Genomic DNA, 21,363 nt, shown 5'->3' on the forward strand with positions numbered 1-21,363 from the left:
ACGCTTGGGCCTGTCTGCCGAAAGAGCCACAACGCAGAAAATCCGCTACCCGAGCATGTCGGATAACGGATTTCTGGCTAAGGGCCTGGCGGACTAGTGTCCTTCGACGCTGTTCTCGTCGAATGGACGGTTGCCGGCCAGCACTGCCTGGGCCTGGTCCATGTCGATTTCCTTGGTCCACTTGCCGATCAGCAGCGTTGCCACGGCATTGCCGGTGAAGTTGGTCAGCGCGCGGGCCTCGGACATGAACTTGTCGATGCCCACGATCACGCCCATGCCGTCCAGCAGCTCCGGACGGTGCGACTGCAGGCCTGCAGCCAGGGTTGCCAGGCCGGCGCCGGTCACGCCGGCGGCGCCCTTGGAAGCGATGATCATGAAGACCAGCAGGCCGACCTGTTCTCCCAGGCTCATCGGCATGCCCATGGCGGTGGAGACGAACAGGGCAGCCATGGTCAGGTAGATGGCGGTGCCATCGAGGTTGAAGGAGTAGCCGGTCGGCACGGTGATGCCGACAACCGGCTTGGACACGCCAGCGTGCTCCATCTTGGCGATCAGGCGCGGCAGCGCCGATTCGGAGGAAGAGGTGGAGAAGATCAGCAGGTATTCGCGAGCCAGGTACTTCAGCAGCAGGAAGATGTTCAGGCCGGTGACCAGGCGCAGCAAGCTGCCCAGGATGACGACAATGAACAGCGCGCAGGTGACGTAGAAGGCACCCATGAGGATCGCCATCGAGCCGATGGCGGCCCAGCCGGTGGCACCGACCACTGCGGCGATGGCACCGAACGCGCCGATCGGGGCAGCCCACATGATCATCATCATCAGGCGGAAGACCACGGCCTGGATGTGCTTGATGCCGTTGAGCACCGGTTCGCCACTCTTGCCCATGGACTGCAGCGCGAAGCCGACCAGCAGCGCCAGCACCAGGGTCGGCAGCACGGGGATGTCGCCCGGAATCATGTCCAGCAGGAAGGCAACGGTGGAGTTTTCTTCGCCCTTGGCGCCAGACTCATACGGTTCGAGCTGCAGGCCCGAACCCGGGTGGATGATGTTGCCCACGACCAGGCCGATGGCCAGCGCGAAGGTGGACATGGTGATGAAGTACAGCAGCGCCAGTCCGCCGACCTTGCCGACGGTCGCCGCCTTGGCGATGGAGCCGACCCCCAGCACGATGGTGCAGAAGATGACCGGTGCGATCAGCATCTTGATAAGCGCGACGAATCCGGTGCCCAGCGGCTTGAGCGCCTTGCCGAGATCCGGGGCCATCAGGCCGACCGCTGCGCCGAGCACCACGGCGGCAATCACCATGATGTACAGCCAGTGGGTCTTGTCCTTCTTCTTCGTTCCGGCCTGCGGCGAATTGCCTGCCGGCGTCATCTGGTCTGTGACAGCCATTGCGTGGTCCTACCCTCGTGTGCGTGTGGAACCGGACGGCGCACCCTTGCGCGGCCGGCATTACGTAGAATCGTTCTGTATCCATGGTGCGGCGCAAAGTGATCCGCATCTCCATTGCGTTCATATTGGTCACGCGGTGGGCCTGCCAGGAGCAACCAGCACGAGGAGATGCGCGCAGTGACCGATCATTTCACCGACCTGTCGCTGGCCCGGCGCGCCGGCAACACAGCTTCCCCCGCCCCGCTGAGCCGCGACGGCTGGTCCCTGGCGGTCGTCATCTTCGCGGCGCAGATGATGGTGGTCATCCTCGTTGTCGTGGGCCTGGCCGTCGCCACCTACCAGCACCAGGCGCAGGTGATCCAGGACGACAAGCAGGCCACGGTGGCCGCGATCTCCATCACCCTGGCCAACGACCCCTTCGTGGCCGAAGCGCTGGCCGGCGAGAACCCCACCGAGCTGCTGCAGCCCTACACCAACAAGATCCTGGACCGCGGGCAGGGCGTGGATTTCATCACGATCATGACCGCCGAAGCCCTGCGCGTCACCCACCCCAATCCCGCGCAGCTGGGCAAGCCTTATTCGGGAAGCATCCGCCAGGCGCAGGCCGGCCAAACCTACAACGAGGTCGCCTTGGGCACCCTGGGGCTTTCGGTGCGCACCATCGCCCCGGTGTACCACGATGGCAAGCTGGTGGGCATGGTCGCCACTGGCATCACGCTGGAAAGCCTGCAGTCGATCTACCGCAGCGAGCTGCCGCAGATCCTGGCCGTGTCGGCGCTGGCCCTGCTGCTGGCCGGCTTCAGCTCATGGTCCTTTTCCCGCTACGTCAACCAGGCCACGCTGGGCTTCGGCCCGCACGGGTTGCGCCGGCTCTACGCCTTCTATTTCTCCGCGCTGCATTCGGTGCGCGAAGGCCTGGTGCTGCTGGATCGGCGGCACCGCATCGTGCTCTATAACCAGGAAGCGGCCCGATTGCTCGGCTTCCCCGAAGAAGTCCCTCCCGGCGGGTTGGATCTCGACCAGGTGCAGATCCCCGAAACCCTGCGCACCCTGATGGCGACCGGGCGCAGCTGCAAGGACGAGATCCATTTGGGCGCCCGCACGGTGCTGTCCATCTCCCAGGGGCCGGCCCGCCTGACCAACGCGCGCCTGCCCCGGCGCGGCGGGCTGCCGGTACGCTGGTTCCGTTCCCAGCCGCTGACCGGCCAGGTCATGACGCTGGGCGATCTGACCGAAGTGCAGGAGCTGGCCGGCGAGGTGCAGTCGCTGAAGACCTTCTCCACCGCCCTGCGAGCGCAGACCCATGAGCATGCCAACCGCCTGCACACCATTGCCACGCTGATCGAAAATGGGCAGAGCGGCAAGGCGCTGGCTTTCGCGGTCGATGACCGCCAGCACTCGCAGAAGCTCACCGATGCGATTGTGCATTCCATCGACGACGTCTACCTCTCCAGCCTGCTGGTGGCCAAGGCCGCCCAGGCGAACGAGCGCGGCGTGCAGCTCGATATCAACACGCAGGGACAGATCCCGAGCGACGCGTTCGCCGCCACCGATATCGTCACGATCGTCGGCAACCTGCTGGATAACGCGCTGGACGCCTCGGCCGGCACCGAGGACGCGACGGTGTGGGTTGAAGTCGCAGCGGCCGATGACGAGCTGATCATCTCGGTGGCCGATTCGGGTCCGGGCATCGAGCCGGAATTCCTCGATCAGCTGCTGCGCTTCGGGGTCAGCACGAAGGCCGGCGGCCAACCGCGCGGCCTCGGCCTGGCGCTGGTGCAGCAGGCGGTGCTCCGGCTAGGTGGCACAATGAATGTTGACAACGACGCCGGAGCGATCTTCACCGTCACCCTGCCCCTGAAAAACAGCGACTAGACCGGGAGGTTTCGAGTGCACGACTCCGCTGCAGCCACGCCCGCGCCGGGCTTGCCCGCGCACACCTTCAAGGTCCTCGTTGTAGACGACGAACCGGAAACCGCAGCTTCCCACGCGAAGTACGTCAACCGCGTGCCCGGATTCGCCACCGGAGCCATTGCAGCCAATGGCCAGCAGGCGCTCGCGCTGCTGTCCGAGGCGCGCGCAGCGCACGAACCGTTCGACCTGGTCCTGCTGGATATGACCTTGCCCGACCTGCATGGCATCGATGTCGCCAAGCGGATGCGCGGCCACGGGCTGACCACCGACATCATCGCGATCACCGCGGTGCGCGACCTGGCGGTGGTGCGTTCGGCGGTCGCCACAGGCATCACCCAGTACCTGATCAAGCCCTTCACCTTCGCGGCGTTCACCGAGAAATTGGAGAACCACCGGCGTTTCATTTCCGAGATCAGCTCCAGCGGCCCGGATACCAGCCAGGCTGCGCTGGATAATGCGTTCTCCGCACTGCGCACCACCACTGCCTCGGCGTCGCTGCCCAAGGGCCTGATCCCTGAAACGCTGGCGCAGATCACCGGCCTGCTGCGCAGCAAGCCCGAAACCTGCTTGTCCGCCACCGAGCTCGGCGAAGAGCTGGGCATCTCCCGGGTCACCGCACGGCGCTATCTGGAGCATCTGGCCGAGGCCAAGGCCGTGGTCAAGCAGCCCCGGCATGGCACGAGAGGCCGCCCGGAATATGAATACCGGGCGGCCTCCCATGGCTAGCACTGCCGAGATCTAGGCCTCTGGACGCAGCAGCGGCACCAGTTCGTCGAGCACGCTCGTGTCCTCGATGGTCGACGGGACCGAGTATTCCTTGCCGTCGGCAATCTGCCGCATGGTCTTGCGCAGGATCTTGCCCGAACGGGTCTTGGGCAGCGCGGCGACGACGGTGACTTCGCGGAAGTCGGCGACTGCACCGATGTGCTGGCGCACCAGCGCGACGATTTCCTTCTTCAGCGCCTCCTCCTCGACGTCGATCCCTGACTTGAGCACCACGTAGCCGCTGGCCCGCTGGCCCTTGAGCGCATCAGCCAGTCCGATCACGGCGCATTCGGCCACGGCCGGATGGCTGGCCAGCACCTGTTCCATGGCGCCGGTGGACAGCCGGTGCCCTGACACGTTGATCACGTCATCGGTGCGCCCCATGACGAACAGGTAGCCGTCGTCGTCAAGATAGCCGGAATCGCCGGTCAGGTAGAACCCGTCGATCTGCGACAGGTAGGTATCGATGAAGCGCTGGTCGTTGCCCCACAGGGTGGTCAGGGCGCCGGGCGGCAAGGGCAGCCGAACCACGATGTTGCCTTCCTGGTTCGCTTCGAGCCGCTCGCCCAGCGCGTCGCGGATCTGCACGTCGAAGCCAGGCACCGGAGTGGTGGGCGAACCGGCCTTGGCAGGCAGCTCCTCCAGGCCCAGCGGGTTCGAGGCGATCGGCCAGCCGGTTTCGGTCTGCCACCAGTTGTCCACCACCGGAATGCCCAGCAGCTTCGAGGCGAAGTGGTAGGTGTCCGGGTCCAGCCGCTCGCCGGCGACGAACAGCGCGCGCAGGCTGGACAGGTCGTGGCTGGCGATCAGCGCACCTTCCGGATCGGCCTTGCGCACCGCGCGCAACGCCGTCGGCGCGGTGAACATCGTGGTGACCTTGTGGTCGGCGATGATGCGGCCGAAGACCCCGGCGTCCGGTGTGCCGATGGGCTTGCCCTCGTAGAGCACCGTGGTGGCGCCGGCGATCAGCGGCGCGTAGACGATGTAGGAGTGGCCGACCACCCAGCCCACGTCAGAGGCGGTGAACATGGTGTCGCCCGGATGCACGTCGTAGATCGCGTTCATGGAGAACTGCAGCGCGGTGGCGTAGCCGCCGGTATCGCGCACCACGCCCTTCGGCGCCCCGGTGGTGCCCGAGGTGTAGAGCACGTAGAGCGGGTGGGTGGATGGCACGGATACCGGCCCGGCCGGCGACGCGGTCTTCGCCTGCTCATCCCAGTCCAGCCAATTGATCTGCTGCCCGTTGACCGGTTTGCCCTGGTATTCATCCAGCGAGTGCTCGAAGCCTTCGCGGCGGGCGACGATCACGTCCTTGACCGCAGGCTCCGCCAGGCTCAGCGCCTCGGCCACCGCCGGCAGGTATTCGATGCGGCGGCTCGGCTCGATGCCGCCCGAGGCGGTGACGATCGCCACCGGGGCGCAGTCGGTGATGCGTGCCGCCAGTTCCTTGGGCGCGAACCCGCCGAAGACCACCGAATGGATCGCGCCCAGGCGTGCGCAGGCGAGCATCGCGATAGCCGCCTGCGGGATCATCGGCAGGTAGATCAGCACGCGGTCCCCGGTCTTCACGCCGCGTTCGGCCAGCACGCCGGCGAAGATTTCCACTTCGCGCAGCAGCTCGGAGTAGGTGTATTTGGTGACGGTGCCCAGCATGGCCGAATCGTAGATCAGCGCGGTGCTCTCCCCGCGACCGGCTTCGACGTGGCGGTCCAGTGCGTTGGCCGAAAGGTTCAGCGTGCCATCCGGGAACCAGCCGTACAACGGCTTGCGCGAATCATCCAGCGCCGTCTGCGGTGCCGTATCCCAGCGGATATCCTGGGCGGCTTGCAGCCAGAATGCTGCTGGGTCAGTGGTGGCTTGCTCAAAGGCCTGGCGGTATTCCTGCACCATGGTTCTCTCCTCCTGGCCCCGGGCGTCATTACCCGGCACCTGCGTGGTGATTGAGGTCGTCCTCTTGGCATTAACTGTATGAGTACGATCACATGATCGCAACTACGTTGTATACAGATTTCGAAAAAATTCCAAATAAATTGGATCCAGCTCACACATTTCCCGCTTCTATGTATACACTGGAGCCATGAGAGCAAGCGATAAGGTCTACGAGAGCCTCCGCGCCGACATCGTCGAATGGCGGCTGGCTCCCGGCACCGTTCTTGCAGAAGTAGAGCAGTCCGAACGCCTGGGCATTTCCCGCACTCCGGTGCGCGAGGCCCTGGGCCGATTGGTCGCCGACGGCTTGGCGGTGCAGCAACGCGGACGCGGCGCCGTCGTGTCCGAGGTCAGCGAAGACCACGTAGCTGACCTGTTCGTTCTGCGCGTGGCACTGGAATGCGCCAGCGCACGCGAAGCTGCCAAGTCGACGGGGCGATCGGCCTTCAACGAGTTGGCCAGCCGCTTCGAAGCAGCCGTCAAGGAAGTGGAGCTTCCCGGATCCCGGGAGTCCTACTACCAGCTGGTGCAGCTGCTGGACGAGTCGATCGACGAAGCGGCCAGCAACAAGTACCTGTCCAACGCGCTGCGCACCTTGCGGGTGAACCTGCAACGGGTGCGGCGCCTGGCCAAGGACAACCCCGAAAGGCTCAAGGCTTCCGCTTCCGAGCATGCGGCCATCGCACGAGCGATTGCCAGCGGAAACCCAGAGGTCGCAGCCGCGGCCACCACAGTCCACCTGCACGAATCCTTCACCCACATCATGACCCACGCGGTCGGATCAGAAAGGCAGTTAGCATGATCAACCACCCAGTACGCGTATACCGCTCCGAGGAAAACCTGGCTCGCGAAGACCAGCTGGCACATAAGATCGCCAAGGTTGCCGCCGATCCGGTAGAGGTCACCAGCGAAGTGACCGAAATGATCATCAACCGCATCATCGACAACGCTTCGGTTGCCATCGCGTCGCTGAACCGCGGCCCGATCGTCGCTGCCCGCGCCCAGGCGCTGGCCCACGCCCCTTCCACCGGCGGCAAGGGTGCCTCGGTGTTCGGCATTTCCGAGAAGGTGTCCCCCGAATGGGCCGCCTGGGCCAACGGCGTGGCCGTGCGCGAACTGGACTACCACGACACCTTCCTGGCCGCCGAGTACTCCCACCCGGGCGATAACATTCCGCCGATCCTGGCCGTTGCCCAGCACACCGGCGCATCGGGCAAGGACCTGATCCGCGGCATCGCCACCGGCTACGAAATCCAGGTGGACCTGGTCAAGGCCATCTGCCTGCACAAGCACAAGATCGATCACGTAGCGCACCTGGGCCCATCGGCCGCCGCCGGCATCGGCACCCTGCTCGGACTCGATGTCGAGACCATCTTCCAGGCCGTGGGCCAGGGCCTGCACACCACCACCGCCACCCGCCAGTCGCGCAAGGGCGAAATCTCCACCTGGAAGGCCCACGCCCCGGCCTTCGCCGGCAAGATGGCAGTCGAGGCTGCCGACCGCGCCATGCGCGGCCAGACCTCCCCAGTGCCGATCTACGAAGGCGAAGACGGCGTCATCGCCTGGATGCTCGATGGCAAGGATGCCGCCTACGAGGTGCCGCTGCCAGAGGCCGGCGAAGCCAAGCGCGCCATCCTGGACACCTACACCAAGGAGCACTCGGCCGAGTACCAGGCGCAGGCCTGGATCGACCTGGCCCGCAAGCTGCACGGCGAGCACCCGGAAGCCACCGACCCGAAGAACGTGAAGTCGGTGCTGATCAAGACCAGCCACCACACCCACTACGTCATCGGCTCCGGCGCCAACGACCCGCAGAAGTACGATCCGACCGCTTCGCGCGAGACCCTGGACCACTCGATCCCGTACATCTTCACCGTCGCCCTGCAGGACGGCGCCTGGCACCACGTGGATTCCTACTCGCCGGAGCGCGCCGGCCGTGCCGATACCGTTGAGCTGTGGAACAAGGTCACCACCGAGGAAGACGCCGAGTGGACCCGCCGCTACCACTCGCTGGACATCTCGGAGAAGGCCTTCGGCGGTTCGGTGGAAATCACCCTGAACGACGGCACCGTGATCACCGATCAGATCGCCGTGGCCGACGCGCACCCGCTGGGCGCACGTCCATTCGCCCGCGAGCAGTACATCAACAAGTTCCGCACCCTGGCTAAGGGCCTGGTCGATGAGGCAGAGATCAACCGCTTCATCGCCGCCGCCGAGAACTTGGAAAACCTGGCCGCCGGCGAACTGGACCAGCTGAACATCCAGGCCGCAGCAGGCGTCATCGACACCGCGGCCGCACCGAAGGGCCTGTTCTAAGATGCTGTATTCAACCAAAACTCCAGATGCAAAGCGCGCCGCGCTGCGCGAGATGCTCACCCCGGGTGCTGCCCGCCAGTTCCCCGGAGCCTTCAACCCGCTCTCGGCCAAGCTGATCAGCGAGAAGAACTTCGACGGCGTCTACATCTCCGGTGCGGTGCTGGCCAACGACCTGGGCCTGCCGGATATCGGCCTGACCTCGCTGACCGAGGTCGCCACCCGCGCCGGGCAGATCGCCCGCATGACCGACCTGCCGTCGATCGTGGATGCCGATACAGGTTTCGGCGAGCCGATGAACGTGGCCCGCACCATCCAGGAACTGGAATACGCCGGCCTGGCGGGCTGCCACATCGAGGACCAGTTCAACCCGAAGCGCTGCGGCCACCTGGATGGCAAGAACGTGGTGGATACCGAAACCATGCTCAAGCGCATCGCGGCCGCCGCCGACGCGCGCATCGATGCGAACTTCCTGATCATGGCCCGCACCGACATCCGCGCGGTCGAGGGCCTGGATTCGGCCGTCGATCGCGCCAAGGCGATGGTTGATGCCGGAGCGGACGCGATCTTCCCGGAGGCGATGAAGAACGTCGCCGAGTTCGAGGCGATCTGCAACGCGGTGGACGTGCCGGTGCTGGCCAACATGACCGAGTTCGGCAAGTCGGAATTGTTCAAGCGCCAGGAACTGGCAGATGCCGGCGTCGCGTTGATCATCTACCCGGTCACCCTGCTGCGCAGCGCCATGGGCGCCGCTGAACGCGTACTGGATGCCATCAGCGAAGATGGCACCCAGCAGCGCGAAGTGGATAACATGTTGACTAGGTCACGTTTGTACGAGCTCGTGGACTACGAGGCCTACAACCGCTTCGATACCGGAATCTTCAACTTCCAGGTCCCGACCCTGGACATTGATTCCAACAGCGCGAACCTCTAGGCTCGCAAGCATTTAGCACCATCTGCGCCGGCCGGCACCCGCTGGCCGGCGCAATCCAAAGCATTACTATTCTCCGGCAATGAAGAGGAGCAAGAATGACTGCCACCGAGGAAATCAAGAAGGGCCTGGCAGGCGTCGTCGTTGACTACACCGCCGTCTCCAAGGTCAATCCAGAAACCAACTCGCTGCTCTACCGCGGCTACCCCGTCCAGGACCTGGCCGCGAACAAGTCGTTCGAAGAGGTGGCACTGCTGCTCTGGACCGGCGAGCTGCCAACCCAAAGCGAACTGACCGAGTTCTGCGCTTTCGAGCGGGCCAACCGCGCTCTGGACCCACGCGTCAAGGCAGCCATCGACCTGCTGCCAACCGACTGCCACCCGATGGACGTGGGCCGCACCGCGGTCTCGGTGATTGGCGCCAACCACCCCGAGGCCGAGAACTCCTCCCCCGAGGCTGAGCTGCTCAAGGCCAAGGAACTGTTCGCCGCCTTCCCTGCAGTGGTTGCCTACGACCAGCGCCGCCGCCGCGGCCAGGATGCCGTGGCTCCACGCGAGGATCTGGACTACTCCTCGAACTTCCTGTGGATGGCCTTCGGCGAAGAAGCGGCCCCAGAGGTTGTCGACGCCTTCCGCGTGTCCATGGTGCTCTACGCGGAGCACTCCTTCAACGCTTCGACCTTCACCGCCCGCGTAATCACCTCGACCCTCTCCGACCTGCACTCGGCAGTCACCGGGGCGATCGGCGCGCTGAAGGGCCCGCTGCACGGCGGCGCCAACGAAGCAGTCATGCACACCTTCAACGAGATCGGCATCAACAAGGAGGAATCCCGCGAGGATGCCGCCAAGCGCGCCAAGGCCTGGATGGAAGAAGCACTGGCCGCCAAGAAGAAGGTCATGGGCTTCGGCCACCGCGTCTACAAGCACGGCGACTCCCGCGTGCCTACCATGAAGGCCGCACTGGATCGCATGATCGAGCACTATGGCCGCCATGAAATGCTGGGCCTGTACGACGGCCTGGAGGCCGCCATGGACGAGGCCAAGGCCATCAAGCCGAACCTCGACTACCCTGCCGGTCCCACCTATCACCTGATGGGCTTCGACACCGAGATGTTCACCCCGATCTTCATCGCGGCGCGCATCACCGGTTGGACCAGCCACATCTTCGAGCAGCGCGCAGCCAACGCGCTGATCCGCCCGCTTTCGGCCTACAACGGCGTGGAGCAGCGTTCGCTGTAGGAATTTCGCTTCCTGGCATTGGCCACGGGAATGGCGCAAGCGCGTCAGCCCGTGGCCATTCGCATGCCCAAGCTATCCGGAGTTGCCGTCGCAGACCTCTTGCCCTATCGTTTAACGATAGAAACATTTCGAAGAACGATAAGGTCCTAGCCATGGGAAAATACAGCATTATCGGCCTGAAGGTAGTTCTCGCCGTCATCCTGGCCGGAACGCTCTTTGTCCAGCTGTTCATGATACCGATGATCCTTATCCATGAATCGCCAAGCAACGGCACCGACAAGTTCTTCCAAGCCGCTTTCTTCGGCTATCTGATTCTCGCCGGACTGGTCATTGAAACTTGTGTCTACAGCGTGTGGAAACTGGCTACGAGAGTCAAGCGCGGCACCGTCTTCGATCCCGCGTCGCTGGGCTATGTCACCCCCATCATCGTCGCCTTCGCGGTTGGTGCGCTTGCCACTTTCGCCCTCGGCACCATCTTTGCCGCGAGCACCGACATCGCCCCTGGGGTCGTCCTCCTCGTTGGCGGAGCCGGGCTGCTGATGATCGGGATCAGCATCATCGTGCTCGTGCTGCGCCAGCTGCTCGCGCAAGCCGCGATGACCGAGGCACAGGCAGCTGAGCTGCGGACCGAGCTGGGCGGCGTCATCTGATGGGAATCCGCGTAGATATCGACGTGATGCTGGCCCGCCGTAAAATGGCCGTCGGCGAGTTGGCCGAACGCATCGGCATTACCCCGGCCAACCTCGCTGTGCTCAAGAATGGGCGTGCCAAGGCGGTGCGCTTCAGCACCCTTGAAGCGCTGTGCCGGGAGCTGGATTGCCAGCCAGGCGACCTGCTGGTCTTTGAACCCGGCGAAGACGGGCAACTGGCCGATAGCTAGTCCCAGTTCTCGAAGCTGATCTCCTGCACCGAAATGTTGTCCCGCGCCAGCACGATTTCAACGGTGAAATTCCCACCGGCTACGAGCTTGGGCAGCCACAACGGGGAATCCTGCCACATCTGCTCGACCGGCAGGGCATCCGGATCTGCCCACAGCGGCTCCAGTTCCTCGGTGGCTTCCGGCTGGCCCGTTGCTTGCCTAGCAATGAAGGTTGCGCATTCCATGTCGGCTGCCGGCTGAGCCGGGAATCGGAAATTGATTTGTGCCGCAAGCTCCAGTTCCTGCGGTGCGAGCACCAGGCCAGTTTCCTCGCGGAATTCCCGGATGGCCGCTTGCACAGCACTCTCTCCGGGCTCGATCTTGCCGCCGGGCAAGACGATATTTCCCTTGCCGAACCCGCGGCGCTTGCGCCCGAGCAGCACGTGCAGGCGACCGGCGCGTTCCTGCAGCAGGGCAACGAGGGCTACCTGCTTGGCACCGGGCATCCGGCGGCCCGCCACTAGTTCACCCTCGGGTGGGCCAACTGGTAGGCCTCGCGCAGCGAATCAACGGTGACCTTGGTGTAGATCTGCGTGGTGGTGACCGATGCATGCCCCAGCAGTTCCTGGACCACCCTGACATCTGCTCCGCCCTCCAGTAAATGCGTGGCGAAGGAATGGCGCAGCGTATGCGGAGAGACCTCGGTAGTTATCCCGGCCCGTTCGGCCGCCTTGGCCAGCAGCAGCCATACCGATTGGCGCGAGAGCCGTCCCCCGCGCTGGTTCAGGAACAATGCCGGGGTGCCCTTTCCCTTGGCGGCCAGCCCGGGACGAGCACGTACCAGATAATCGCTGACCGCACGCTGGGCGTACCTGCCGACCGGAACCACCCGCTCCTTGGATCCCTTGCCGAACAAGCGCACCACGGCATCGTCGGCAAAGTGCAGATCATCGACATCCAAGTCCACGACTTCGGATATGCGTGCGCCGGTGGAGTACAAGAATTCCAGGATCGCCCGGTCCCGCAGTCCGGCAGGGGTTTCGATGCTCACCGATTCGAGGATCCGGGTGACCTGGTCGATGGATATTGCCTTGGGCAGGGATTGGCCGATGGCCGGGGGCTGGATCTCGCGGGCAGGATTCGGCGCGCAGATCCCTTCGAGCTCCCAGTACTTGTGCAGCTGGCGGATGGCTACCGAGTGGCGTGCGACGGAGCGGGCACTCAACGGCTGATGCTCTTCGTCTCCGCGCGAGAGCTCCTGCAGGTAGCCGCTGATGGCTGCCTCGGTAATCTGCTGCGGCTGCGCGATGCCTGCCGCTTGCAGCGCATCCGTGTATCGGGTCAGGTCCCTGCGGTAGGACACCAAGGTGTTCTCGGCCAGCCCGCGCTCGATCGCCAGATGCTGCAGGTAGCGCTTGAGCGGGGTTTCGAACCGGTTGCTCATCCTTCGCGCAGGTACGGGTGCACGTCGAATGGCTCGTTCGCATCGCGCAGGTCGAGGTACTTGTTGGCGCGGGCGGCATGGGCGGCCAGGATGGCGATGGTCGCGGTGGGGTTATGGATCTTTCCTGCCAGCACCGCGGCAACGGCTTCTTCCAGGGGAACCCAGGTGCTGACCATTTCGGCTTCCTCTTCGGTCCGCTGATGGCGATGGTCTGCTGCGACCAGCTTCGCATCGCGTGCCAGGTAGATCCGCACGGCCTCGGCCGACGAGCCCGGGCTCAAGAAGACATCGGTGAGGATGGACCAGTGATCGGCGGTGCGGTCCGCTTCTTCCCACAATTCTCGCTTGGCAGCTTCCAACGGCGGTTCGCCAGCTACGTCGAGCAGGCCGGCCGGGATTTCCCACAGGCGCATGCCGACCGGGTGGCGGTACTGGTTGACCATCAAGATGCGTTCCTCGGCGTCCATGACCAGCACGCTGACCGCACCGGGGTGGTTGATGTAGTCGCGTTCGATCGTCGCCCCTGATTCAGAGAGCTTCACGGAGTCATGGATGACGTCCCAGATGCGGCCCTCGTACACGGTTTCGCGGTTCAGCAATTCACGCGGTGAGAATTCATCGGCTATCGGATGCAGCGGCACGAGGATCGTCCTTCGGTAGAAAAAGCTGGTCGTTACTCTCCAGCTTAAACAGCAACGCGCCGGTCAGTACTGACCGGCGCGCATTGCCTTCAGAGTTTCACCCCTGGCAAGCTGTATTACTTGCGCAGCTCCAGGGCTGCCTCGACCAGACCTGCGAACAGCGGGTGCGGGCGAGTTGGGCGGCTGGAGAGCTCTGGGTGCGCCTGCGTGGAGACGTAGTACGGGTGCACGTCCTTCGGCAGTTCAACGAACTCGACCAGGCTGCCGTCTGGCGAGGTGCCAGCGAAGACCAGACCAGCTTCTTCAAGCTGGGCACGGTATGCGTTGTTGACCTCGTAGCGGTGGCGGTGGCGCTCTGCGACCTCGGTCTTGCCATAGGTTTCAGCAAGAACCGAACCTTCAAGCAGCTTCGCGTCGTACAGGCCCAGTCGCATGGTGCCGCCCAGATCGCCCTTGCCGTCGACGATCTCCAGCTGCTCTTCCATGGTAGCGATGACCGGGGTCGAGGTTTCTGGATCGAATTCGGTGGACGAGGCATCGGTGAGGCCAGCCATGTTGCGGGCGTATTCGATGACCATCGACTGCAGCCCCAGGCACAGGCCCAGGGTTGGCAGCTTGTTTTCGCGAGCGAAGCGCAGTGCGCCCAGCTTGCCTTCCAGGCCGCGGATGCCGAAGCCGCCGGGGACGCAGATTGCTTCTGCGCCTTCAAGCGCCTTGGCAGCCCCTGCCTCGGTAGCGCAGTCGTCAGCCGGCACCCAGCGGATGTTGACCTTCGCGTTGTTGGCGAAACCGCCGGCACGCAGTGCTTCGGTGACCGACAGGTAGGCATCCGGCAGATCGATGTACTTGCCCACCAAAGCGACGGTCAGCTCGGTTGCCGGGTTGTGCACGACTTCGAGCAGTCGATCCCACGACTCCCAGTCCACATCGCGGAACTTCATCTCCAAGGTCTGGACGATGTAAGCGTCCAGGCCTTGGGAGTGGATGACCTTGGGGATGTCGTAGATGCTTGGAGCGTCGGCGCAGTTGATGACTGCTTCGGTGTCCACATCGCAGGTGCGGCCGAGCTTGGCGCGCATCTCCGCAGGGATTGGCCGGTCCGAGCGGATCACCAGTGCGTCTGGCTGGATGCCGATCGAGCGCAAAGCCGCAACGGAGTGCTGGGTAGGCTTGGTCTTCAGTTCATGGCTCGGTCCGATGAACGGAACCAGGGAAACGTGCACGAAGAATGCGTTCTTTCGGCCGATGTCCTGGCGGACCTGGCGCGCCGCCTCGAGGAATGGCTGGGATTCGATATCGCCAACGGTGCCACCGATTTCCGTGATGATCACGTCGGGAGCCGACTTGCCGGCGCCCGGGTCGGTAGCCGCCAAGCGCATGCGGCGCTTGATCTCATCGGTAATGTGCGGGATGACCTGCACGGTATCGCCGAGGTATTCACCGCGGCGTTCGCGTTCCAGGACGGTCGAGTAGACCTGTCCGGTGGTCACGTTGGCGGTACCTGGCAGGTTTTCGTCCAGGAAACGCTCGTAGTGGCCGATGTCCAGGTCGGTTTCGGCGCCATCGTCGGTAACGAAGACTTCACCGTGCTGGAAAGGGTTCATGGTACCTGGATCGACGTTCAGGTACGGGTCGAGCTTCTGCATGGTCACTGAGAGACCACGAGCTCGAAGTAGATGTCCGAGGCTGGATGCCGTCAAACCCTTACCCAGGGAAGAGGCCACACCGCCGGTGACGAAGATATGCTTTGTCGTTTCAGACGACCGAGAATCACGAGTTGAATTACGCTGCACCACGGGATTTCATCCTATCACCATTCCAATATTTCGCATCCTCATAAGACTCTAGTGCACCACCGGCCAATGCCATAGCATCCGCGTAATTCAGGGGTTCACCAAGACTTTTAGGCCTTCGCCAATTTCTTTGAGGTGAGCGATGACACTAGCTTCTGGGCATCCTCGAGCAGCTCCTCGGCATGCGCCTGCGCGGTGCCGGATTCCTCTTGGCCGGCGAGCATGCGCGCAAGCTCCTTGACGCGGGCTTCCTGATCCAGGCTGATGACGTCGCTGGCAGTGTAGCCAGCTCCGGCCTTCAACTTGGCATCTGAATTCTTGATCACACGGATATGCCGATCCGCATAGGCGGCCACCTGGGGCAGGTGGGTCACCACGATGACCTGCACATGCTTGGCCAGCATGGCCAGGCGCTCGCCAATGGCCACCGCTGCCTTGCCGCCCACGCCCTGGTCCACTTCATCGAAGACGAAGGTCGGTACCGGATCGACGGCTGCCAGGACGACTTCTATGGCTAGCATGACGCGGGAGAGCTCGCCGCCGCTGGCCCCCTTGCCCAGCGGCCGCGGCGAAGCGCCAGCATGCGGGGCCAGCAGCATGGAGATTGCGTCTTGCCCGAAACCGCCGGGTTCTTCCAATTCGCTCACCTCGATGACGAGCTTGGCATCGGGCATCGCCAGGGCCTTCAGCTCGGCCGAAACCTGCGCGGAGAGCTTCTTGGCTGCCTTGCGGCGCGCATCGGAGAGGTCCGAGGCCAGCGAGGAAACCTTGTGCTCCAGGTCGACGACTTCTACTTCCAGTTCCTCGATGCGCGAGTCGTCCCCGCCAAGTTCTTCGAGCCGGGAGCGGGATTCGGCCGCCCAGGCCAGCACCTCATCGATGCTCGGCGCGTACTTGCGCATGAGCTTGTTCAGGTCGGCACGGCGGGCTTCAATCTGCGCCAAGCGCTCCGGGCCTTCTTCATCGAGGTCGGCTACGTAGGAGGAAAGATCACTGGAGAGCTCAGATGCAAGAATGCCCAATTCAGCTGCCCGCTCTGCGAAAGCCGCCAGCACGGTGTCATCGCCGCTGGCCTGGCCCAGCACGCCGCGGGCGGTCTCGGCCAAGGTCGTCACGCCCGGGTTTTCGAAATCTTCGGAGTCGATGATGGCCTGGGCCTGCTGGCAGGCGGTACGCAGGGATTCGATATTGCCCAGCTTCATGGATTGCTCGCGCAGCGACTCGTCCTCGCCGGGCTGCGGATCCAGCGAATCGATCTCGTCCAACGCCAGGCGCAAGTTCTCTGCTTCGCGTACGCGGTTGCGCGAATCGGTTTTCAGGCCAGCCAGCTCCTTGGAAGCCGAACGCCACTGGCGATAGGCGCGTTGGTAGCTGCTGAGCGTGCGCGACAGCGAGCTACCGGCAAAGCGGTCCAACGCGTCACGCTGGGCAACAGGTTCTTTCAGGCGGATCTGGTCCGACTGGCCGTGGACGGCAACCAGATCATGGCCCAGCTCGGCCAGCAACCCGACCGGGGCGCTTCGTCCGCCAATGGTGGCCCGCGAACGACCTTGGGCCGAGAGCGAGCGGGACAGCAGCAGCTCGCTGTTCTCCCCCGCCGGCTCGATGAACGCACCGGCCTGGCCTGCGGCATCGAGCACGTGGTGATCCGGGGGCAGGTGCACTACGGCTTCGGCCAGGGCGTGCTTGGCACCGTTGCGCACCGCACCGGCATCGGCCCGGCGTCCAAGCAGCATGGACAGGGCGGTGATCACCATGGTCTTGCCAGCGCCCGTTTCACCGGTGACTACCGTGAGCCCGGGGCCAAGCGGCAGCGTGGCCTCGGTAATCACTCCGAGGTTGGAGATCTGGATTTCCTGAATCATTGCCTGCTCCCGAATGTCGAGTTCAAGTCGTACCGTGCGTTTTTAGTATATGTGTTCTAATCCTATTTTTCGCAACTATGTTCGAGCGGGTGGAGAATTTTTCGCTGATGCGGGCGGTTAGCCTTGGTCCTCAGGCCGTCCCACCATGGGGATCCCCGGTTCATCGCGGTAGTGCGGATCGACGCTTTGCAGTCCCGGCCCGATCACCGGCAATGCCGTGGTTGCCGGACGGCGGGCCTCTTCCGTTGCCGGACCGCGCCAGCCGGTAATTGGCAGTTCGAATTTGTTGACCAGTCGCTCGGAGAATGGGGTCGTGTTCAGCCGTGCCATGTAGACCGGCCGATCGCTGCGCGTCACTTCCACGCGGGCTCCCGGCGGCAGCTCGATGGTGCGCCGGCCATCGCACCAGAGCACCGCGCCGGCATCGGTGCGGGTGAGCATTTCCACGGCCATGGTCGAATCCGGGGAAATGACCAGGGGCTTGGCGAACAGGGCATGCGCGGAGATCGGCACCATGATCAGCGCCGCGACATCCGGCCACACCACCGGTCCGCCGGCAGAGAAGGAATAGGCTGTGGAGCCGGTCGGCGTGGCCATTACGACGCCATCGCAGCCGAAGGTGGAGATCGGACGCCCGTCGACCTCGATCACGACCTCGACCATGCGCTCGCGGTTGGCCTTTTCCACGGCGGCCTCGTTCAAGGCCCAGGTCTCGGCAAGGCAGACGTTATCCAGCCACACCTTGACCTCGATGGTCATGCGCTCTTCCACGGTATAGGTCTCATTGACCAGCGCCTGGACGGTGGAGGCCAGTTCGCTGCGTTCAGCTTCGGCGAGGAAACCCACATGCCCGAGGTTCACGCCCACCAGCGGCATCGGGGATTCGCGGACCAGTTCCGCGGCGCGCAGCACCGAGCCGTCGCCGCCGAGCACCACGCCCAAGTCGACGTCTTCGATCTGGCAATCCTCGTCGAGCACCTGCACCGAGGGCACAGCCGCGCCGATCGCTTCGGTCATCGCCAGCTGGTCCTTGCGGCGCATCACCGGGATGGCGCCTGCTTCATTGAGCAGGGCGCAGGTTTCGATGGCCGCGGTAATCGCTTCTTGGCGGCCGGTATGGGTGAAAATCAGGATTCGGCGCAAGGTGGTCGGCCCCTCTCAGCTTCGCGAGGTGCAAAATGACCGTGGTTATCGACCACGGCTAAAACACGTCACTACTAAGAATAGTCAACGTCCTGCCCGATGAGCGGCACATCGGCAGGCTGTGGATTCCCGCCGGCGGCCAGCCAGAGGAAGAATTCGACGTTGCCGTCCTGTCCCGGCAGGGGGCTGCGGGCCAAGCCGCGCAGTTGCAGGCCCGCAGCGTGCGCGCTGGCCACGACCGCTTCCACGGCGCTGCGGCGCAGCTGCGGATCGGTGACCACGCCGGTACGGTTCAGATGCTCGCGCCCTACCTCGAACTGCGGCTTGACCATCAGCAGCAGCCCGCCGCCGTCCTTGGTGGCCGAGGCCAAAGCGTCGATCACCAGGCGCAGCGAGATAAAGGACAAGTCGGCTACTACGAGGTCGACTGGTCCACCAATATCTTCGGGGAGCAGATAGCGCACGTTCAGCCCTTCGCGGACCGTGACGCGCGGGTCTTCGCGGATCTCATCGACCAGCTGTCCATGGCCTACATCGGCTGCGACCACGGACTTTGCCCCGCGGCGCAGCAGCACGTCGGTGAAACCGCCGGTGGAGGCACCAGCATCCAGGCAGCGCAGGCCGGCTGGATCGATAGTCGCAAAGACATCTAGTGCGCCGGCGAGCTTGTGCCCGGCACGAGAGACGTACTCCTCGCCTTCGCTGGGCACCAGGGCCAGCTCGTCGGCCGCGGACACCTTCTTGGAGGCCTTGGCGATTGCCTGCCCGTTCAGCAGCACCCTCCCGGCATCGATCAGCTTGGCAGCTTCGGTGCGCGAACGCGCCAGCGCCCTGGTGACAAGTTCTTGATCCAGGCGATTCACGCGCCGTGCTCCGTACGGTTCAGTTCGTGCTGCAGGCCGGCAAGCAGCTGCTCATAGATTCCGGCATGCTCGGTAATGTCGTGGTCGGCCAGCGAGGACAGCGCCTGCTCGACTGCCGCCTCATCCAGCCCTCGGGGGCCAGGGCCTGGGACAGGTTCCTGTGGCTGCATGGCTAGCCTCGCACCTTCCGCAGGGCATCCAGCCCGCGTTCGGTGAACCGGATTTCCGGTTCTTCGTGCCGCGACTGGCGCGGGTGGGCCAGCCACCAGGCATGGCAGGCGGCGCGCCAGGTGTTCAGGTCCTGGTCGCTGCCCGTCACTTCGATCGCGCCGTGATCGACCTTGGCGACCGCGTCGCCGACCTGCACGCCGTAGCCGAGTACCTTGATGGTCGGGTAGGGACGGTACAGGTCGGCCAGGGAGTTGATGAGGTAGTTGGGTCGCTGCTCGACCGGAGCGCCCAGCGCTGTGCGCGGGGTGTCGACGCCGGTGAGCACCAGCGCGGTGGAGAACCCTGCGCGGAAGCCGCCGAGGATGTCGGTGTCCAGGCGGTCGCCGACGACCAGCGGGCGCTGGGAATCCAGCCGGTCGGCGGCCCGTGCGAACAGGTAGGATTCGGGCTTTCCGGCCACCCGCGGTTCCACGCTGGTAGCCAGCTTCACCGCGTTGACCAGCGACCCGTTGCCCGGGGCCAGGCCCTCGGCGCGCGGGATCGTCAGGTCGGTGTTGGTGGCAACCCATGCGGCGCCGTTATTGATCGCATAGCTGGCCTCGGCCAGGTTCGTCCACGAGATGTCCGGGTCGAACCCCTGGATCACCGCTACGGGTTCTTCCTTATGGGTTTCGACGACTTCCAGCCCGCGCACGGCAATGCATTCGCGCAGGTAGGGGGAACCGACCACCAGGACCTTGGATCCCGGATTCAGTTCGCGGGCCAGCATCTCCGCGCCGGCGTCGGCCGAGCCGAAGACCTGCTCGGCGCTGGTCTTCACACCCAGCTGGCGCAGGTGCGCCGCGACCGACATCGGCGAACGCCCGGCATTGTTGGTAATGAACGCCAGTGTGACATTCACTTCCGCGAGGGTGTTCAGCGACTCGACGGCGTCGTCAATGGCGTTCGGGCCAGCATAGACGACGCCATCCAAATCGGAGAGGACAGAATCAAATCCGGAGATCAGCATTCGGTGGTGGTTCCTACTACTTTAGGTATTTGGCTGCTACGCCAAAGCTTACTTCGTCGATTCGTCTTCCACGTCGGCTTCGGCGGCGTCCGTGTCGGATTCGACGACCACGTTCAGGTCATCGTCCTCGTCGATGCCGGTCTGCTCGGCTTCAGGCTCTTCAGCTTCTTCTGCGGTTGCGTCGGCAGCCGCTTCCGAGGACTCGGAAGGTTCGATCAGATCCTTGGCACGCGGGGTTTCCTCTTCCTCGTCCAGCTCCGGAGCCAGGTCCATGATGAAGGATTCGGTTTCGCGTTCGATGCCCAGGGCGCTTTCGGCAACCTCCACCTGTGCATTCCAGCGCTTCGCGTCTTCTGCACGGCCGGCAGCCGAGAGCAGGTCAGCGTAGGCGGTGAACAGGCGCGGGCTGAAGGAGAAGGCGCGGTTGAAGTTCAGCTGCTCCAGCGACTCCAGCTCAGCCAGTGCCTTGTCCAGCTTACCCAGGTCGGCGTAGGATCCAGCGGCAACCATCTGCATTTCGACCTTGACGGCAGTTTCCAGGTTGGCGCATTCCTCGGAGTGCGCCAGCTCGATGGCTTTCTCCGCACGGCCCAGGCCGCGCAGCGAGTCGGCGATCAACGGCAGGTTGTAGTCCGAACCGGAAATGCGGCGGTGGGTGCGCAGCTCACGCAGCGCGTCGGCGTACTTGCCGGCATGGTAGGCGGCAATGCCAACGGCTTCGCGCACGACGGCGACGCGGCCGCCACGGCGCGATGCCGCCAGGGTGTGCTGGTAAGCCAGTTCCGGGTCCTCTTCCAGCAGGCGGCCAGCCATCACCAGGTGCTTGGCGACCCAGCTTGCCGAACGCTCTTCGAGGTAGCGCAGCTGTGCGCGTGCCACGCGGTCCAGCTCCTTGCCGGTAACGTCTTCATCAATGTCCGGGGACTGCTCGCGATCGGCTCGGTTCGAGATGCGCAGGTCGCCCGGGTTGTGCGCGCGTGGCGCATTCTCGCGCTTGTCGGCAAAGCGGTCCTCGCGTGCTGGACGATCCCCCTTGGAACGACGGTCATCGGCGCGCTTGAAGCCGCCACCACGGTTGTCATCACGACGCTCG

19 protein-coding genes and 1 pseudogene are annotated in these 21,363 nt (G+C 64.3%); 8 read left to right on the top strand and 12 right to left on the bottom strand.

Annotated features, from left to right (window positions below):
• Window positions 1-93 precede the first annotated feature (93 nt).
• Complete coding sequence (locus ANI01nite_RS15745; protein WP_038990332.1) at window positions 94-1,392, bottom strand: cation:dicarboxylate symporter family transporter; 1,299 nt, start codon at window positions 1,390-1,392, stop codon at window positions 94-96.
• Between the two features lie 177 nt (window positions 1,393-1,569).
• On the opposite strand from ANI01nite_RS15745, the gene ANI01nite_RS15750 reads away from it, so the two are divergent.
• The gene (locus tag ANI01nite_RS15750; RefSeq protein ID WP_170214672.1) at window positions 1,570-3,267 is read left to right on the top strand and encodes a sensor histidine kinase; all 1,698 of its coding nucleotides are present in this window, start codon (window positions 1,570-1,572) and stop codon (window positions 3,265-3,267) included.
• A gap of 15 nt (window positions 3,268-3,282) precedes the next feature.
• A complete protein-coding gene (locus ANI01nite_RS15755; RefSeq protein ID WP_083586917.1) occupies window positions 3,283-4,032 on the top strand; it encodes a response regulator in 750 nt (249 codons plus the stop codon).
• 12 nt (window positions 4,033-4,044) lie between these two features.
• Here the strand turns inward: ANI01nite_RS15755 and ANI01nite_RS15760 are convergent, their stop codons facing one another.
• The gene (locus ANI01nite_RS15760) at window positions 4,045-5,961 is read right to left on the bottom strand and encodes an AMP-binding protein (protein WP_141359125.1); all 1,917 of its coding nucleotides are present in this window, start codon (window positions 5,959-5,961) and stop codon (window positions 4,045-4,047) included.
• Between the two features lie 187 nt (window positions 5,962-6,148).
• Here ANI01nite_RS15760 and ANI01nite_RS15765 point away from each other — a divergent pair, with 187 nt between their 5' ends.
• From ANI01nite_RS15765 to ANI01nite_RS15790, 6 genes are all read left to right on the top strand, one after another.
• Window positions 6,149-6,802, top strand: a complete 654-nt coding sequence (locus ANI01nite_RS15765; RefSeq protein WP_141359127.1) for a GntR family transcriptional regulator — start codon at window positions 6,149-6,151, stop codon at window positions 6,800-6,802.
• Window positions 6,799-8,316, top strand: coding sequence for an MmgE/PrpD family protein (locus tag ANI01nite_RS15770; RefSeq protein ID WP_141359129.1), 1,518 nt, complete (start codon window positions 6,799-6,801; stop codon window positions 8,314-8,316). The genes ANI01nite_RS15765 and ANI01nite_RS15770 overlap by 4 nt, the downstream gene beginning before the upstream one ends.
• A gap of 1 nt (window position 8,317) precedes the next feature.
• Window positions 8,318-9,247 carry a methylisocitrate lyase gene (prpB, locus tag ANI01nite_RS15775; RefSeq protein ID WP_038990328.1) on the top strand — a complete coding sequence of 310 codons (930 nt, stop codon included), beginning with the start codon at window positions 8,318-8,320 and terminating at the stop codon, window positions 9,245-9,247.
• Window positions 9,248-9,342: 95 nt separating this feature from the next.
• Window positions 9,343-10,482 carry a bifunctional 2-methylcitrate synthase/citrate synthase gene (locus ANI01nite_RS15780; RefSeq protein WP_038990327.1) on the top strand — a complete coding sequence of 380 codons (1,140 nt, stop codon included), beginning with the start codon at window positions 9,343-9,345 and terminating at the stop codon, window positions 10,480-10,482.
• A 152-nt stretch (window positions 10,483-10,634) separates the two neighbouring features.
• Complete coding sequence (locus ANI01nite_RS15785) at window positions 10,635-11,132, top strand: DUF2975 domain-containing protein (protein WP_141359132.1); 498 nt, start codon at window positions 10,635-10,637, stop codon at window positions 11,130-11,132.
• Window positions 11,132-11,362, top strand: a complete 231-nt coding sequence (locus ANI01nite_RS15790) for a helix-turn-helix domain-containing protein (RefSeq protein ID WP_066137503.1) — start codon at window positions 11,132-11,134, stop codon at window positions 11,360-11,362. Before ANI01nite_RS15785 ends, ANI01nite_RS15790 begins: the two co-directional genes overlap by 1 nt.
• Here the strand turns inward: ANI01nite_RS15790 and ANI01nite_RS15795 are convergent.
• The 10 genes and pseudogenes from ANI01nite_RS15795 to ANI01nite_RS16795 all read right to left on the bottom strand — a co-directional run.
• Window positions 11,359-11,862: an 8-oxo-dGTP diphosphatase gene (locus tag ANI01nite_RS15795; RefSeq protein WP_121866500.1), complete on the bottom strand. Its 504-nt coding sequence runs from the start codon at window positions 11,860-11,862 to the stop codon at window positions 11,359-11,361. The genes ANI01nite_RS15790 and ANI01nite_RS15795 overlap by 4 nt on opposite strands.
• Window positions 11,862-12,785: a site-specific tyrosine recombinase XerD gene (gene xerD / locus ANI01nite_RS15800; protein WP_141359134.1), complete on the bottom strand. Its 924-nt coding sequence runs from the start codon at window positions 12,783-12,785 to the stop codon at window positions 11,862-11,864. Before xerD ends, ANI01nite_RS15795 begins: the two co-directional genes overlap by 1 nt.
• Window positions 12,782-13,426 carry an NUDIX domain-containing protein gene (locus ANI01nite_RS15805; protein ID WP_141359145.1) on the bottom strand — a complete coding sequence of 215 codons (645 nt, stop codon included), beginning with the start codon at window positions 13,424-13,426 and terminating at the stop codon, window positions 12,782-12,784. Before ANI01nite_RS15805 ends, xerD begins: the two co-directional genes overlap by 4 nt.
• Window positions 13,427-13,542: 116 nt before the next feature.
• Window positions 13,543-15,222 carry a CTP synthase gene (gene pyrG, locus ANI01nite_RS15810; RefSeq protein ID WP_038990321.1) on the bottom strand — a complete coding sequence of 560 codons (1,680 nt, stop codon included), beginning with the start codon at window positions 15,220-15,222 and terminating at the stop codon, window positions 13,543-13,545.
• 107 nt (window positions 15,223-15,329) lie between these two features.
• Window positions 15,330-17,084, bottom strand: coding sequence for a DNA repair protein RecN (gene recN / locus ANI01nite_RS15815; RefSeq protein ID WP_141359147.1), 1,755 nt, complete (start codon window positions 17,082-17,084; stop codon window positions 15,330-15,332).
• A gap of 117 nt (window positions 17,085-17,201) precedes the next feature.
• A complete protein-coding gene (locus tag ANI01nite_RS15820) occupies window positions 17,202-18,227 on the bottom strand; it encodes an NAD kinase (RefSeq protein ID WP_141359149.1) in 1,026 nt (341 codons plus the stop codon).
• A gap of 74 nt (window positions 18,228-18,301) precedes the next feature.
• Window positions 18,302-19,090, bottom strand: a complete 789-nt coding sequence (locus ANI01nite_RS15825; protein WP_141359151.1) for a TlyA family RNA methyltransferase — start codon at window positions 19,088-19,090, stop codon at window positions 18,302-18,304.
• On the bottom strand, window positions 19,087-19,260 hold the full coding sequence (locus ANI01nite_RS16790; RefSeq protein ID WP_158024703.1) for a hypothetical protein: 174 nt from the start codon (window positions 19,258-19,260) through the stop codon (window positions 19,087-19,089). Before ANI01nite_RS16790 ends, ANI01nite_RS15825 begins: the two co-directional genes overlap by 4 nt.
• 2 nt (window positions 19,261-19,262) lie before the next feature.
• Window positions 19,263-20,270, bottom strand: coding sequence for an HAD-IIA family hydrolase (locus tag ANI01nite_RS15830; protein WP_141359153.1), 1,008 nt, complete (start codon window positions 20,268-20,270; stop codon window positions 19,263-19,265).
• 48 nt (window positions 20,271-20,318) lie between these two features.
• A pseudogene (locus tag ANI01nite_RS16795) lies at window positions 20,319-21,363 on the bottom strand (hypothetical protein); the annotation flags it as partial.

It is taken from the genome of Glutamicibacter nicotianae, assembly GCF_006539525.1.
GTDB lineage: Bacteria > Actinomycetota > Actinomycetes > Actinomycetales > Micrococcaceae > Glutamicibacter > Glutamicibacter nicotianae.